Origin of the sequence: Staphylococcus sp. LKG3-1 (genome assembly GCF_048568385.1) — a bacterium.
In the GTDB taxonomy this organism is placed as follows: Bacteria; Bacillota; Bacilli; order Staphylococcales; family Staphylococcaceae; genus Staphylococcus; species Staphylococcus saprophyticus.
Genome location: NZ_CP183796.1, coordinates 469,758 through 484,014, shown reverse-complemented (window position 1 = coordinate 484,014; position 14,257 = coordinate 469,758). Strand labels below are relative to the sequence as shown.

12 protein-coding genes are annotated in these 14,257 nt (G+C 31.8%); 3 read left to right on the top strand and 9 right to left on the bottom strand.

Features of this window, described 5'->3' with window-relative positions; genetic code table 11:
* The first annotated feature begins 88 nt into the window (after positions 1 to 88).
* Positions 89 to 1,180 (top strand): prephenate dehydrogenase, encoded by a 1,092-nt coding sequence (locus ACM595_RS02285; RefSeq protein ID WP_002483353.1) that lies wholly within the window; start codon positions 89 to 91, stop codon positions 1,178 to 1,180.
* A 148-nt stretch (positions 1,181 to 1,328) separates the two neighbouring features.
* Here the strand turns inward: ACM595_RS02285 and ACM595_RS02280 are convergent, their stop codons facing one another.
* A complete protein-coding gene (locus tag ACM595_RS02280) occupies positions 1,329 to 2,591 on the bottom strand; it encodes a Y-family DNA polymerase (protein ID WP_002483354.1) in 1,263 nt (420 codons plus the stop codon).
* 149 nt (positions 2,592 to 2,740) lie between these two features.
* Here ACM595_RS02280 and ACM595_RS02275 point away from each other — a divergent pair, with 149 nt between their 5' ends.
* Entirely contained in the window at positions 2,741 to 2,926 is a 186-nt protein-coding gene (locus ACM595_RS02275) for a 2-hydroxymuconate tautomerase (RefSeq protein ID WP_002483355.1), read from the top strand.
* 136 nt (positions 2,927 to 3,062) lie between these two features.
* Here ACM595_RS02275 and ACM595_RS02270 read toward each other — a convergent pair whose 3' ends face one another.
* Entirely contained in the window at positions 3,063 to 4,046 is a 984-nt protein-coding gene (locus tag ACM595_RS02270; protein ID WP_037538458.1) for an LCP family protein, read from the bottom strand.
* 139 nt (positions 4,047 to 4,185) lie between these two features.
* On the opposite strand from ACM595_RS02270, the gene msrA reads away from it, so the two are divergent.
* Entirely contained in the window at positions 4,186 to 4,701 is a 516-nt protein-coding gene (gene msrA, locus ACM595_RS02265; RefSeq protein ID WP_011303165.1) for a peptide-methionine (S)-S-oxide reductase MsrA, read from the top strand.
* A 62-nt stretch (positions 4,702 to 4,763) separates the two neighbouring features.
* On the opposite strand, the gene ACM595_RS02260 is transcribed toward msrA, so the two are convergent.
* The 7 genes from ACM595_RS02260 to ACM595_RS02230 form a co-directional block, all read right to left on the bottom strand.
* Positions 4,764 to 5,672 (bottom strand): D-ribose ABC transporter substrate-binding protein, encoded by a 909-nt coding sequence (locus ACM595_RS02260; RefSeq protein ID WP_002483358.1) that lies wholly within the window; start codon positions 5,670 to 5,672, stop codon positions 4,764 to 4,766.
* A 15-nt stretch (positions 5,673 to 5,687) separates the two neighbouring features.
* A complete protein-coding gene (locus tag ACM595_RS02255) occupies positions 5,688 to 6,629 on the bottom strand; it encodes an ABC transporter permease (protein WP_069821965.1) in 942 nt (313 codons plus the stop codon).
* Positions 6,616 to 8,106, bottom strand: coding sequence for a sugar ABC transporter ATP-binding protein (locus tag ACM595_RS02250; RefSeq protein ID WP_069825867.1), 1,491 nt, complete (start codon positions 8,104 to 8,106; stop codon positions 6,616 to 6,618). Before ACM595_RS02250 ends, ACM595_RS02255 begins: the two co-directional genes overlap by 14 nt.
* 15 nt (positions 8,107 to 8,121) lie before the next feature.
* Positions 8,122 to 8,511, bottom strand: a complete 390-nt coding sequence (rbsD, locus tag ACM595_RS02245) for a D-ribose pyranase (protein WP_002483361.1) — start codon at positions 8,509 to 8,511, stop codon at positions 8,122 to 8,124.
* A 41-nt stretch (positions 8,512 to 8,552) separates the two neighbouring features.
* Positions 8,553 to 9,518, bottom strand: a complete 966-nt coding sequence (locus ACM595_RS02240; RefSeq protein WP_069821963.1) for a LacI family DNA-binding transcriptional regulator — start codon at positions 9,516 to 9,518, stop codon at positions 8,553 to 8,555.
* Between the two features lie 510 nt (positions 9,519 to 10,028).
* Positions 10,029 to 12,554, bottom strand: a complete 2,526-nt coding sequence (gene mprF, locus ACM595_RS02235) for a bifunctional lysylphosphatidylglycerol flippase/synthetase MprF (protein WP_419744427.1) — start codon at positions 12,552 to 12,554, stop codon at positions 10,029 to 10,031.
* A gap of 271 nt (positions 12,555 to 12,825) precedes the next feature.
* Positions 12,826 to 14,052, bottom strand: coding sequence for an AI-2E family transporter (locus ACM595_RS02230; RefSeq protein WP_002483364.1), 1,227 nt, complete (start codon positions 14,050 to 14,052; stop codon positions 12,826 to 12,828).
* Positions 14,053 to 14,257 lie beyond the last annotated feature (205 nt).

The window sequence follows — 14,257 nt, the reverse complement described above, 5'->3', positions numbered from 1 at the left end:
ACTTCTACTTTTAATTCATATTGCGAAATTGTATACGCTACTATACAATGTTACTATTCTGAAAATTTTGATAGAGGTGGTTTGTTAAATGAAACAAATTCTTTTCGTTGGCTTAGGCCTTATTGGCGGAAGCTTAGCGAGTAACTTAAGATATTATCATGATGATATCGAAATAACCGCCTTTGATGCGGATACTTCACAATTAGATAAAGCATTGTCTATTGGTATCATAGATTATCAATCAACTGACTATAAAACTAGTGTTGAAAATGCTGACATTATTATTTATGCAACACCGGTACAGCAGACTGTTAAATACTTACAAGATTTACCAAACTATCAACTAAAAAAACATGTAATTATTACAGATACTGGAAGTACAAAGTCAACGATTCAACAATATGAGCAGTTTCTTTTAAATCATGATATTCATTTGGTTGGTGGCCATCCTATGGCAGGAAGCCATAAATCTGGAGTATTAAATGCAAAAAAACATTTATTTGAAAATGCTTTTTATATTTTAGTTCATAATGAAACTGATAATGATGCTGCTTTTGAGGAAATACAGCACTTATTACAAACAACGAGTGCTAAATTTATTTCTACAACAGCGGAAGAACATGATTTTGTCACTGGTATTGTGAGTCACGTCCCTCATATCATTGCTTCAAGTCTCGTTCATTTGAATGCGCAACATGTCGAAGATTCTTCACTTGTTAAGACGCTTGCAGCTGGTGGTTTTAGAGATATTACTAGAATCGCAAGTAGTAATCCTATTATGTGGCGTGATATTACTATTGAAAATAAAAATACAATATTGCGCATTTTAAAAGAATGGAAAAATCAAATGTCTGATGTCATTAATATAATCGAACACAATAATCCTGATGAACTTTATGATTTTTTCAACGATGCTAAAGTTTATCGTGATCAGTTACCCCTTAAACAACAAGGTGCACTATCTGTGGAGTATGATCTATATGTAGACATTCCGGATAAACCGGGTATGATAAGCAAAGTTACAAACATCCTAAGTTTACATAATATTTCTATAAGCAACTTGAGAATATTAGAAGTTCGTGAAGATATTTATGGTGCACTTCGAGTTAGTTTTAAAAACCCACAAGATCGCAAAGATGGTGCAGATGCGCTTAGTGATTTTGATACTTATTTTGATTAATATATGAAATTTTATGAGTGGGACAGCGAAATCATTTTTGGTAAATTTGATTTTCGTTGTCCTACTTGTTTAATGGATGAAGCAGTATTTTTTAGATTTACCTGAGCTACCTTCCATGTATAAGCCCAGTAGAATGCTATTTGGGACTTTACATTTTATGGCCAGCCATAAGCCCTAATCTCCCGTGTTTTGTTCCTGCTTCAGTGTAAGAAGCAGCTTTAGATACAATACCTCGTCCAAATTTGCGATGCAATGCATCAATCGTTTTAGCTAATTTTTCATTTCTCTTTCTTTCATATTCATCTATAAACAAATTCAATTGTCTATCTGTCTCTTCTATAAACTGTGTTAATGAAATACTTACTGTACGAATCAATGCGGTACGATCACATAATTTATCAGCAAAATATTCGACAACTTTAAAAATACTGTCTTCTAAATTCGTCGGTTCTTCTAATGTATACTGTTTATTTATGCCACCCTCATCACTATAACCAAATGAAAAATGAATTGTTCTTGCCAATTGATTTCGCCCTCTAACACGACTCGCCACATCTTCAATTAATTCTCGCATCACTACTTTAGATTCTTCATAACGATAATCACGCATCAGTATCTGACTCTTACAAATAGATGGATTCATTACTCTATATTTATCTCTCACTCTACTTTGATCGATACCATTCGCATGTAAATGTAAATCCACACCTATAACACCTAAATCTCTTTTTAAGTATTGGTGAGGATAATGTGCTAAATCGCCTATCGTAAAAATACCTCTTTTATTCAATTTCGCTTCAATTTTTCTACTAATTCCCCAAAATTCTCTTAATGGTTGGATTGGCCAAAGTTTTTTTGGAACATCTTGATAACGCCATTCTGCAATTAGACTTTTAGTATGCTTTGCTTCTACATCCATGGCAATCTTACTCAATAACATATTAGATCCTATACCTATAGAACAATTGATGCCTGTTTCTTCTTTGATTTCAAATTGCAATTTTTGACAAAAAGATTGAACCGTACTACTAAACCTATGATAACTATTGGTCACATCCATAAAAAACTCATCTACACTATACTGATGTAAATCTTCAGGAGCAATATAGCGCAATGCAATTTTTGATATTGCTACAGAAACTTCTAAATACTTTCTCATACTTGGATTAATAATATATATGTCATTTCTATGTGGTATTTCAAATAATCTAGATCCCGTTTTTACACCTAATGCTTTCAAAGGTCCCGTTGCTGCTAACACAACTGAACCTTGTCTTTTAGTATCAGCAACAACAGCTAATTTTTCTTTCATTGGGTCTAATCCTTTTTGTATGCAAGAAACGCTAGCAAAAAAACTTTTTTGATCTATACACAATACATCTCTCTCTTCCACCAGATTATAATCATACATATCTCATGCCTCCCTCAATTAATTTTATTATATACGAACAAATGTTCTATTTCAATAGCGATAAGAACAAATGTTTCGATTTGATATATTTATAATTTTCCGAATTTTCATGCTATAATATCTTTAAATTATTAAAGGAGGAATTACATATGCCAATCGTAAATGTAAAGTTATTAGAAGGACGTTCAGATGAACAACTTAAAAATTTGGTAACTGAGGTTACAAATGCTGTAGAAAAAACAACAGGTGCTAATAAAGAGGCGATAAAAGTTGTCATAGAAGAAATGAAAGCATCTCACTATGGCGTAGCTGGTGTGAGAAAATCTGATCAATAAAAACAGAATTAATGATCAAAAATGTAATCAAGTTCATCACCTAACCCACCTGATTACAAATGAAAAATTTTCTATATAAAAAAAGCGTACGCTATCCATAGGGTAACGTACGCTTTTTATTTATGTCGAAACTATCTTAATCTTCTTCAAGGAATTTTTTAACTTCAGCTTTATTTTTGGCTTTATCAATTTCTAAAGCACTACCGTCCATTGGTGTTTGAATATCCTGATAAGTACCTTTAATAGGTAATGTAACAGAGTCGACTTTCTTATCACCACGGATACCAAAGTTTAAACCTGATTGTATTAATGCAGAATCTGGCATATTCGTATTTAAATAACCTCTTAAAATACCAGCAACTTTTGGTAACTTCGGTAATGTATCCAAACTTGCGAGTTCTTGCTTAAGAGACTGCATTACTTGCTGTTGTCTACGTACACGACCAAAATCGCCTTCTGGATCATGTCTAAATCTAGCATAACCTAATAATTCTTTACCATTCAGACGATGATGTCCTTTTTTCAATGACACGCCAATATTTTTTGACATATCTTTCTCAACATCAATTGGCACACCATTAGGTTCTAGTTCATCTATCATTTTTTCAAATCCAGTAAAATCTAAAATCGCATAATATTCAGGATCAATGCCAAGATTTTTCTTCAATGTTTGTCTTAACAATTCTGGTCCACCGATAGAATATGCAGAATTTATTTTATGCTGTCCGTTTCCAGGAATATCAGCATAAATGTCACGCATCACAGACATCATTTTCATCTTTTTGTGAATATAATCGTATTGCGCTATCATAATAGAATCCGTTCTAGAAATTCCGCCTTGTTCTTTATCCGCACCTAGTACCATAACCGTAATTTTACCATCATTCTTTACGGCACCATTAAATTTATGCTGTTTCAACGTTTTACCATGATCTTTAGCATATTTTATGCCGGAATTATAACCATGTACGGAATAGCCTATGATAATTGCTAAAATAATAATACCAATCAAAATAATAAATGGTAGTTTCCTAAACCGCTTCTTTTTCCCCCTACGCATTGGCGGAGGATTAGTATTGCCTTGTGTGTTCTTACTACTTCTTAGTTTGTCTTCATTCATTAGTATCAACCTTATATCTTCAAAATTGCACTTCTATGTACTATAATTAACATATATTAAAGTTATATAAAAAGTGTATAAAAATCAAGTAATATCTTAATATATGGTACTAAGGTCTAATACGGAAAGGATGTTAAGCATGAATATAAACAAAGCCTACTTCGCAGGAGGTTGCTTTTGGTGTATGGTTAAACCCTTCGACACATTTGAAGGTATTGAAAGCGTAACCTCTGGCTATATGGGAGGACATGTGGATAATCCTTCATATGAGCAAGTTAAGACAGGCAACACTGGACATTTGGAAACTGTTGAAATCGAATATGATGTAGCACTGTTTTCATACAATAAATTATTAGAAATTTTCTTTTCAGTAATAGACCCATCAGATGAAGGCGGACAATTTCAAGATAGAGGTGCACAGTACAAAACTGCTATCTTCTATACCAATGAAGACCAAAAAAATGTTGCCGAAGAATATATTGAACAACTCAAAGAAACAATCGATAAAGATAAAGCTATTGCAACACAAGTATTACCTGCTGCTACATTTTATGAAGCAGAGCCAGAACATCAAGATTTTTATAAAAAAAATCCAGAACGTTACGCCAAAGAACAACAAGACCGTCAAAATTATAAGCAACAGACAGATAAATAAACAAAAAGCCGGAAACAGTACGATGATCACTGTATCCGGCTTTTTCTCATAAATCCTATTTTTTATTTTTTCATTTCTAAAGGTATCTTATTTTTTTCTTGAACTTTTTTACCATTAAATAAATCCATAACCGTTTTAATACTTTCTTCTCCCATTAAATTGGGTTGTTGTGCGACTGTTGCAAATAGTTTGTTGTTTTCAACAGATTTTATTGCATCTTCATTACCATCAAATCCAACAACTTTAATATCTTTATTACCAACCGCTTCAACAGCCCCTAAAGCCATTTCGTCATTTTGTGCAAATATTGCTTTAATATCAGGATGCGCTTGAATCATATTTTGCGTTACATTTAGACCTTCTGTTCTATTAAATTTGGCACTTTGTTTTGATACGACATCTAACTCATCATCAGCAACGTTGTGGAATCCCTTACCACGCTCACGAGTTGCACTAGCACCTGGTATGCCTTCAAGCTCTACTACTTTTGTACCTTTACCAAATTTATCAACAATGAGCTTGCCACCCATTTCTCCACCTTTAACATTATCTGAAGCAATAAACGAAGCAACTTTTCCTTTAGCAACCTCTCTATCTAATGTGATAACAGGAATATTTTGATCATTCGCAATTTGAACACTACCCGAAATAGCATCTGAGTCAGTTGGATTCACGATAAGATAATCTACATTTTGCTGTATTAAATCATCAATATCATTAGATTGCTTTGCTGCATCGTCTTGAGCATCTGCAAATTTAACCTTAATACCTTGTTTCTTCGCCTCAGCTGATATACCATCTTTAATTTTCACAAAAAATGGATTATTCAATGTAGAAATACTTACACCAACCACAATATCTGATTTTTTCTTGTCTGATTTACCACTATCTTGCTTTTCTAGAGGAGACTCTAAAGAACAACCAGCTAACAACAGTATCATTGCCATCATACTTAAAAATAATTTTTTCATGATAAACCTCCTACTTTATTTATTCTTTCTATCAATGAGTACTGCAATAATAATGACAACTCCTTTAACTACTTGTTGGTAAAATGAAGAAACCCCTAATAAATTTAGTCCATTATTCAACACACCTATAATTAATACACCTATTAATGTGCCAAGTATACGTCCCTTACCACCTGTTAAAGATGTACCACCCAATACAACAGCAGCGATTGCATCCAATTCATATGACATACCTGCAGTTGGTTGCGCTGAGTTTAAACGAGATGTGAGAATCGCACCAGCCATTGCAGACATTAAACCAGCTAAACTATAAATCATGATTTTTAATTTATTCACTTTAATACCAGAGATAAAAGCTGCCTTTTCATTACCACCCATAGCATAAGTTTGTCTACCAAATATTGTTTTATGTAAAATGATATACAAAATAATGAAAGTAATAAACATTGTCACTGCTGGAACTGGAATACCTAAAAAATAACCTCGTCCAAATAATTGAAAGGCATAGCTGCCATTTAAATTAGTAATTGGATTGCCATCTGTAATAACCAGTGTCAAACCTCTAAAGACAGTCATTGTAGCCAAAGTCGCTATAAATGGCGCCATCTTACCAAGCGTAATTAAAAGCCCGTTAATAGCACCTAAAATCGCACCAAAAATACAGCCTACTAATAGCGCAATCATAGAATCTACACCTGAGACCATTAAAATAGCTATAAGCGCACTGGATAACGCTAGTGTAGAACCAACAGATAAGTCTATGCCGCCCGTTAAAATTACAAATGTCATACCAAATGCAATTAATCCATTTATAGAAACTTGTCTCAATAAGTTAAACAGATTAGATGGTTCTAAAAATGCACTATTTAATACACTAATGATAATGACTAATAATATTAAACCAATAAATGGAATAATTTTTTCTAAATATGAAAATGATAAGCTAGATTGTTTCATTGATATTCCCTCCTGTAGCTAATGTCATAATACGTTCCTCAGTTAGATCTTTTTTATTTAAAACACCTGCAATATTACCTTCATGTACAACGGCAACTCTATCACTCATTCCTATCACTTCTGGTAATTCTGATGAAATCATAATGATAGACATACCACGTTCTGTCAGTTCATTCATTAATTGATAAATTTCACGTTTTGCGCCAACGTCAATTCCCCTAGTTGGTTCGTCTAAAATCAAAACGTGTGGTGCAGTAGCAATCCATTTAGCCAAAACAACCTTTTGTTGATTTCCTCCAGATAAATCCATACAAATATCATCTTTTCCACCTTTGATATTCAAACGCTGAATCATCTGTTCTGTATAATTGTTCATCGCTGTTGGTGTTAAAAAAACACCCTTTGAAAAACTTTTCAATGCAGGTAATGAAATATTTTCTATAATAGAATCTTGTAGAACTAAACCTTCTTCTTTTCTATTTTCAGTAATAAACGCTAACCCGTGCTTTATGGCCGTCTTAGGATTATTCATGTGAATGGTTTTACCATTAAGTGTTACTTGCATTTGTCCTTTGTCTAGGCCAAATAACACGCGCATGATTTCAGATCTACCAGCCCCCATAAGTCCACTGAATCCTAAAATCTCACCCTTGTGTAACTCAAAATGTACATCATTTAAGTCATATACCGTAGAACTTAACTGATTAACTGACAGCACTAATTCATCTTGCTTATAATTTCTTTCTGGATACTGGTTATCCAAATCTCTACCAATCATGGCTTTTACAATTTTTGCATTAGAGGCCTCTTGCGTGTTCGAAGTTAATATAGACCGGCCGTCTCTCATCACTGTAATACGGTCTGCAATATTAAAAATTTCTTCCATTCTATGTGAAATATAAATAAATGAAACACCTTTAGATTTTAATTTATTAATTTGTGTGAATAACACTTCAATCTCACTAGTCGTTAAAGCTGCCGTTGGTTCGTCCATAATAATGACTTTAGAATCTTGCATTAATGCTTTACTAATTTCTAACATTTGTTGCATACCTACTGATAACGTCCCAGCCATTTGATTCAAATCAAGCTGTATATTTAAATTGTTAAATATTTCCAACGCTTGCTTTCTCATCACTTTATGATCAATTATCCCTAAAAACTTCGTTGGTTCTTTACCTAAAAATAGGTTTTCTAAAACCGTTAAATTAGGCCAAATATTTAATTCTTGTTGAATAAATGACACACCATGTTGCTCAGCGTCTTTTGTATTTTTAAATTGAAGTGGTTTACCATCTTCTAAAATTTGTCCACCATTTGCTTCATAAACGCCGGTTAAAATTTTCATTAACGTACTTTTGCCGGCACCATTCTCCCCCATCAATGCATGAACTTCGGCATCCGCAATATCAAAATCCACACCTCTAAGAACATCATTCTGACCAAAAGATTTATAAATATTCTTCATTTCAATCATCCATTGATCCCTCCTTTAAAATAAAACGTCACTAGCTAATATGACATTCGCATAAGGTTTCGCTTCACCCGTACGAATGATAGCTTTTACATGCTTACTATGTTGCTTTAATAATTCATGGGATTCAGTAGTCAATTTAATTTCTTCTTCTTTTAAAACGTTATAAAGTGATTCATTTTCAGTTTTCATTTCACTTGCTAAAGTCATTTTTTCGATGGCCATATGCGATTTCACAATATGAAATACATCTAAGAATGATGGTTTACCAAAATCCAATGCTAAATCTATTTTTTTAACACCGTTTGGAATTGGAAGACCACAATCAGCAATCATAATTTCATCTGTATGACCTAAATCACTAAGTAATTTTGAAATATCGCTATTTAATATCCCTGTTTTATACATAAAATTTACCTCCTTATATGTAACCCGTTACATAATGTCATTTAATTACGTGTACTTCCTCTATGTTTAACTGCAAGTGCCAATTGCTTATGGTTGTTTGTTAAATTATCCGTATTCAAACCTAATAGTTGGGAAACGGCAATTTCACCTAAATGATATGCTGATTGATCTATAGTAGTAATTTGTGGATAGGTCATTTCTGAAAATGGAATATTATCATATCCAATAATTTGTATTTCTGCTGGAACTTTAAAATGATATCTTTGTACAATGCCTAAAACGTTTATCGCTAATAAATCATTACTACAAATAATACTGTCGATGCTAAGTTCCTTAATTAAGTCAATAAATTTTTTATCATTATCTAATAACGTTGCTTCTAACATTTTATAATCGATACGCTGTTGATCTAATATGTACTTAATACCTTGGACGCGTTGATGAAATGCATCGATTAATAAATTTTCATGTACGATTAAAACGTTTTTACCCTTACCTTTTCGTACTACCTCTGCCTGAAGTTGACCACCTTTAAAGTGATTCGTTGAAATCCCATTATGCTCATTATTAATACGATCTATAAAAACAAATGGAATGTGATGATCAGTCAGTGTGTTCTCGATAATATTTTCATTAAATGCTGTAGATATCATGCCTGTACAATTGTGTGATACGAATGTTGCTAAGTAGTCTTGTGCTTTTTTTATATCATTCTCACTATTACCAATAAGTACTTGGTAACCATGTGCTAAAGCAACATCTTCAACGCCACGAGCGATAAGTGTAAAAAAAGGATTACTCATATCCGGCAGTAATAAACCTATTAGTTTAGACTTTCTTTTATATAATGTGCGTGCTGCTTCATTTGGTTGGTAGTTTAATTCGGCAATTGCTTCTTCTATATGAAGTCGTGTTTTTGCCTTAACATAACCATTGTTATTAATTGCCCTTGAGACAGTTGCTACAGAACATCCTGCTAAAGTCGCTACATCTTTAATCGTTGCCATGTTTCACCTCTTTTATGTAACCGTTTTCATATTAACATAAGATTTTACTATTTAATAGTCTATTTTCATAAACTTGTTATTTAATTATTTTTTCACACTATAATTATAATGCTTAAAATTGTTATTATTGATATAACATAAATAATTAGGATAGCTATTTAGCTACAATAAAAATCATTTCGAATAGATAACATTAGATTCATAGTGTAATAATACCTTTAATATTTAAAAAGAATATATAGAGATAATATGTTAAAAAGAAAAGAAATAATATGGTAATACCTTGTTGAAAGCGTTTTCTATTGGTGGTATATTATGGTTATACCTTAAGTAACAAGGTAATGTTAAATTCATAGTTAGAGTCAAAATGATATTTAGAAATTTTATAGTTAGTTTATTAATGTAATTAATAACTTCTCCAGTAATTAATTACACCAAAACCATTAAGCACTATCAACTCCTAAAAACACCCCACATGCTGAGCACATGTGGGGTGTTTTGTCATTCATATTATTTATGTTTTCTAATGACACGCATTACTTTTATCATACTAAGCCATAAGGAATGACGTTTTCTATAAACAAGAAACCTTGGTTCCCAATTTGGATTAAATTTCTCTTTATATTTTCTCAAACCTTGAAATCTATATAAACCATTAAAATGTTCGAAAACACGACCTGCAATACGTTCTCCATAAAATGAATAAGGTAATTGACCTACATTCGATAACGTAGCCATTCCCATATTAAAATGTTGATAATTTTGTTTTTGTGACCATAACAACATATTTAAATATAAACCATCCATTAATGGCAATGTGCAATCTGGTTTCCAACGTATGAGATCAACAGAAATCGTTCCTTTATAATAAGTTGGCATCAACGTACAAAATGCAATAATAAGTCCATTACTGTCTTTTATAATTGCAATGGGTGCTTTTGATAAGTACGATTCATTGAAACTACCTACTGAAAAATGCATTTCTTTTTTATCGGCGAGCCATTCATCACTAATTGTTTTCAAATCCGTAATTAAAGCTTGCGTAAATGGAGGTTCTATAACTTCAAAAGTATATTTTAAATCATCTAACTTATTTAAAGTTGCCCGTAAACCACGTTTTTTCTTACCAGAAATCGTAAATTCATTCAAATCGATAACCGCTTCTTCACCTAATTTAAAGAATTGATTACCGAAACTGTGATAAAGAGACATATTTCTATCCGTTACTTGATAAAAAATAATATCATAGCCAAGATACTCTGCTTCTTGATAGAAAGACTCTAGTAAACTATAGAAAGATTGGGGATTACCTATAGGATCTCCAAGTACAATGTATGCATTGCGTTGATAACGATACATTATAAAGGCATCTTCATTTTCATTAATAAAAAATTTTTTATCGCCACTATACATAAGATGACTTAAATAATTACCACCGTATTGTTTTACAATAGACGCACATATTTTAGTATCTTCTCGTGTATTAGATATTCTATAACGATATTCAAACCACCAAACAATCAGACCAACAATAACCGCTACCAATAAGATAGTAAACCAGAAATAATATCTCAAAATAGAGGTGTCTATCTCAATGTGATAAATGTCTAATGTATAAAACGTACTCGCAATAACAATATGATTAATATAAAGTACGAGCGCACCCATTATAAAACTTAAGCATAATTTTAAATATCTAAATGGACGTTTTATAACTCGTGCTCTTCTGTAAAAAATGAACAATAAAATTAACATTACAACAAGCCAACTAAGTAATATAAATGAAGCATACGTATAGGCTGTTACAATAAAAATTAATATAATAGAAATAATCGAAAATAAAATGGCACGTTTAGATAAGCGATATACACCTACCACATTTAAAAGTAATAATAAGCATGCACATGTGTGAACCGATACGATAATGTAATAGATATAGTGATTCGGATCATATAGTCCATCGTAGATAATAGTTAGATTATTCAAGAAAAATAATAGACTCGTAAACATTAATAAAATAGCAATTGAAAACGAGGGTGCACGTGCAATAATATCCTTTTGGTAAGATGATAATAATGATGTCATATCTCTCACCGGAACAAGTATTCTTGCATCTTCCCAGTAGCGTTTAGCTGTACCACGAAATTCAAATGTAGATAAAATTAAAGCAACGAGCACAGGAAATAGATAATACGCAAAACGATAAAGTAATAACCCTAAAACTATAGATTCTTCATCTATATTCAAATGCTTAAGCCCAAGTAATACTACTAAATCAAATGTACCAAATCCACCAGGTATAAAACTGATAAGTCCTGATAAAGCTGCAATGATAAATATGCCCATAAATATTGAGATTGGTACATGAACGCCTACTATTGTTAAAGCCATATATAAAACGAGTGCCGCAACAAGCCATTCAACACTTGATACAATCGTACAATAAACACCTAATAACTTTTGATTTTCTTGTACTGGTCGTAAAATCGTAAAAATTACAAACACCGGTAAGAACAAGGCTACAACATACATTAGCCATTTAATCCATGGGTATGGTGTAAATAGATGTGATACATCAAATACATGGATGACTACTAAAATGGATAATAAACTTAACCCTGTTAACATAGAAATCAATACAATAGAAATCGTATGCAGTAACGCTCTTTTATCATCGGTGGCATTTTTGTAAAATAAAAAACGCACGCTTGCGCCAATAAAACCACCAAAACCTACGACAGCATTAAGCGCATTGACAATATACCCAACACGTATCGTTTTTAATAAAGAAATCTTTAAATTTAATGATTTCGCTAATATGACATCATACATCGAAAGTACAATAATGGATGCCCCGCCAATTACAAATAAGGCGACTAACCATACACGATTAATTTTTCCAAACGACTGAATCGTTTCTTTAATATTAATATGCGACAATTCCTTATATAAAGTAAACACTACGATACTAAATAAGGCCACCGCAAACACAACTTTTAAAATAGAAAATAATCTACTTCTCATTTCTTTAGACATGTTTTCACTTCACTTTTTAATAATCTAAGCTCAATAAAAAATATAGCACAATAATAATATATAAGAAATAAAATTTTAATAATAACTTCTAACATAATTGTTAGGCCCGTAAAAATGAAAAATCGTTTCTTTAAACAAGTGAAACTTTACATTTTTAATTCCGTTAGCTATTTCCTAAATGAAAAAGAGTCCGAGACACCTATTTTTGTCCCAGACTCATTTATCAATCTCTTACATGTATGATGAATAATGAAGTATTCAGTTGTAAATTCTAGCGTATTTGTTCATCGTTTGTAATTTCATATTCACCTGCATCATCGCCATAATATTTATTATATCTGCGTTTATACATTGAATATAAATGTGACACTAACACTTTTAATATAGCGTAGGCTGGAATACCTAAGATGACACCAACAACACCTAAAAGATTACCTGCACTCAATAAGATAAAGATAATTGTGAGTGGGTGAATCTTCAGCGTTTTACCCATAATATTAGGCGATATGAAGTGACCTTCTATAAATTGAACTGCAGTCCATACTATGATTAATTTCAAGAGCATAATTGGAGAAGTAATTAAAGCAATAATGATAGCTGGAGAAATTGCAATTGTAGGCCCTAAATATGGTACAACACTCGTCACAGCAGCTATAGATGCTAAAATTAAACTATAATCTAATCCGATAATACTATAACCAATAAATAGTAAAATACCGATACAAAATGAAACAATAATCTGTCCTTGGATATAAGATCCAACTTGTACACTCATTTTGTCTAATAAATCATGATAATCTTTTCTGAATTTTGGTGGCATTAATTTCGTAGAATATTCTTTGAAATGATGGCCATCTTTTAACATAAAGAATAAGACAAATGGTGTTGTGGCAATGACTACCCCTACATTTACAATAGCTTCAGCAAAGTTTTTCACTTTTGAACCGAAACCATTAAAATAATCAGAAACCATTGATGGTACCTTGTTAGCTAAAGCATCTAATTGTTCTTGTATTTGTCCATAAAAGTTAGAAATCAAGGAATTTCTAGTAAGATTATCAATAAATTGATTCACTTTATCTACATAATGCGGAAAATTATTACCGAAACTTTTAAATTGAGTACCAATGACTGGTATCAATAAATTAATTGCTAACGCGATAACCCCAATAATAACTAGGAATAAAATAATAACGCCCCAAAGACGTGATATATTATAGCGTTCCATCAAATTGACTAATGGATTGAATAAATAGTATAGAATGATGGATACAATAATCGGTGCTACAATCGTATTAAATACAATGATAAATGGTTTAAATATATAGGATACTTGATCAAATATAAATATCGCAATACCAATGAGTATCAGCATGATTAAGGCGAATAATAAATCTTTGCCTCCCATAAATTTCATGAAGCGGGTCTCTGGAAAACTAAGTCTCAATTTTTCTTTTTTATTTTTTGTTTCTTGTCTAACATTGTCTTCATTCGACATATATAACTCACCATACCTTAACTTAATTCTTAAAAATTATAATCATATAATCTACCAGATAAAAAATACTGTACAAAATTATATCATAGAATGCTTTAATCGTCTTAATTACTAATCCTCATCATATCACATTATTAACATTTCACATATCTATTTTTATAACATATATGTACCCTAATTCATACGTCTTAATAATTCTAGTTTA

What these genes read in the sequence shown, in the direction of transcription:
- ACM595_RS02285 (WP_002483353.1), top strand. Translation starts at nt 89, where the DNA reads ATGAAACAAATTCTTTTCGTTGGCTTAGGCCTTATTGGCGGAAGCTTA.
- ACM595_RS02280 (WP_002483354.1), bottom strand. Translation starts at nt 2,591, where the DNA reads ATGTATGATTATAATCTGGTGGAAGAGAGAGATGTATTGTGTATAGAT.
- ACM595_RS02275 (WP_002483355.1), top strand. Translation starts at nt 2,741, where the DNA reads ATGCCAATCGTAAATGTAAAGTTATTAGAAGGACGTTCAGATGAACAA.
- ACM595_RS02270 (WP_037538458.1), bottom strand. Translation starts at nt 4,046, where the DNA reads ATGAATGAAGACAAACTAAGAAGTAGTAAGAACACACAAGGCAATACT.
- msrA (WP_011303165.1), top strand. Translation starts at nt 4,186, where the DNA reads ATGAATATAAACAAAGCCTACTTCGCAGGAGGTTGCTTTTGGTGTATG.
- ACM595_RS02260 (WP_002483358.1), bottom strand. Translation starts at nt 5,672, where the DNA reads ATGAAAAAATTATTTTTAAGTATGATGGCAATGATACTGTTGTTAGCT.
- ACM595_RS02255 (WP_069821965.1), bottom strand. Translation starts at nt 6,629, where the DNA reads ATGAAACAATCTAGCTTATCATTTTCATATTTAGAAAAAATTATTCCA.
- ACM595_RS02250 (WP_069825867.1), bottom strand. Translation starts at nt 8,106, where the DNA reads ATGATTGAAATGAAGAATATTTATAAATCTTTTGGTCAGAATGATGTT.
- rbsD (WP_002483361.1), bottom strand. Translation starts at nt 8,511, where the DNA reads ATGTATAAAACAGGGATATTAAATAGCGATATTTCAAAATTACTTAGT.
- ACM595_RS02240 (WP_069821963.1), bottom strand. Translation starts at nt 9,518, where the DNA reads ATGGCAACGATTAAAGATGTAGCGACTTTAGCAGGATGTTCTGTAGCA.
- mprF (WP_419744427.1), bottom strand. Translation starts at nt 12,554, where the DNA reads ATGTCTAAAGAAATGAGAAGTAGATTATTTTCTATTTTAAAAGTTGTG.
- ACM595_RS02230 (WP_002483364.1), bottom strand. Translation starts at nt 14,052, where the DNA reads ATGTCGAATGAAGACAATGTTAGACAAGAAACAAAAAATAAAAAAGAA.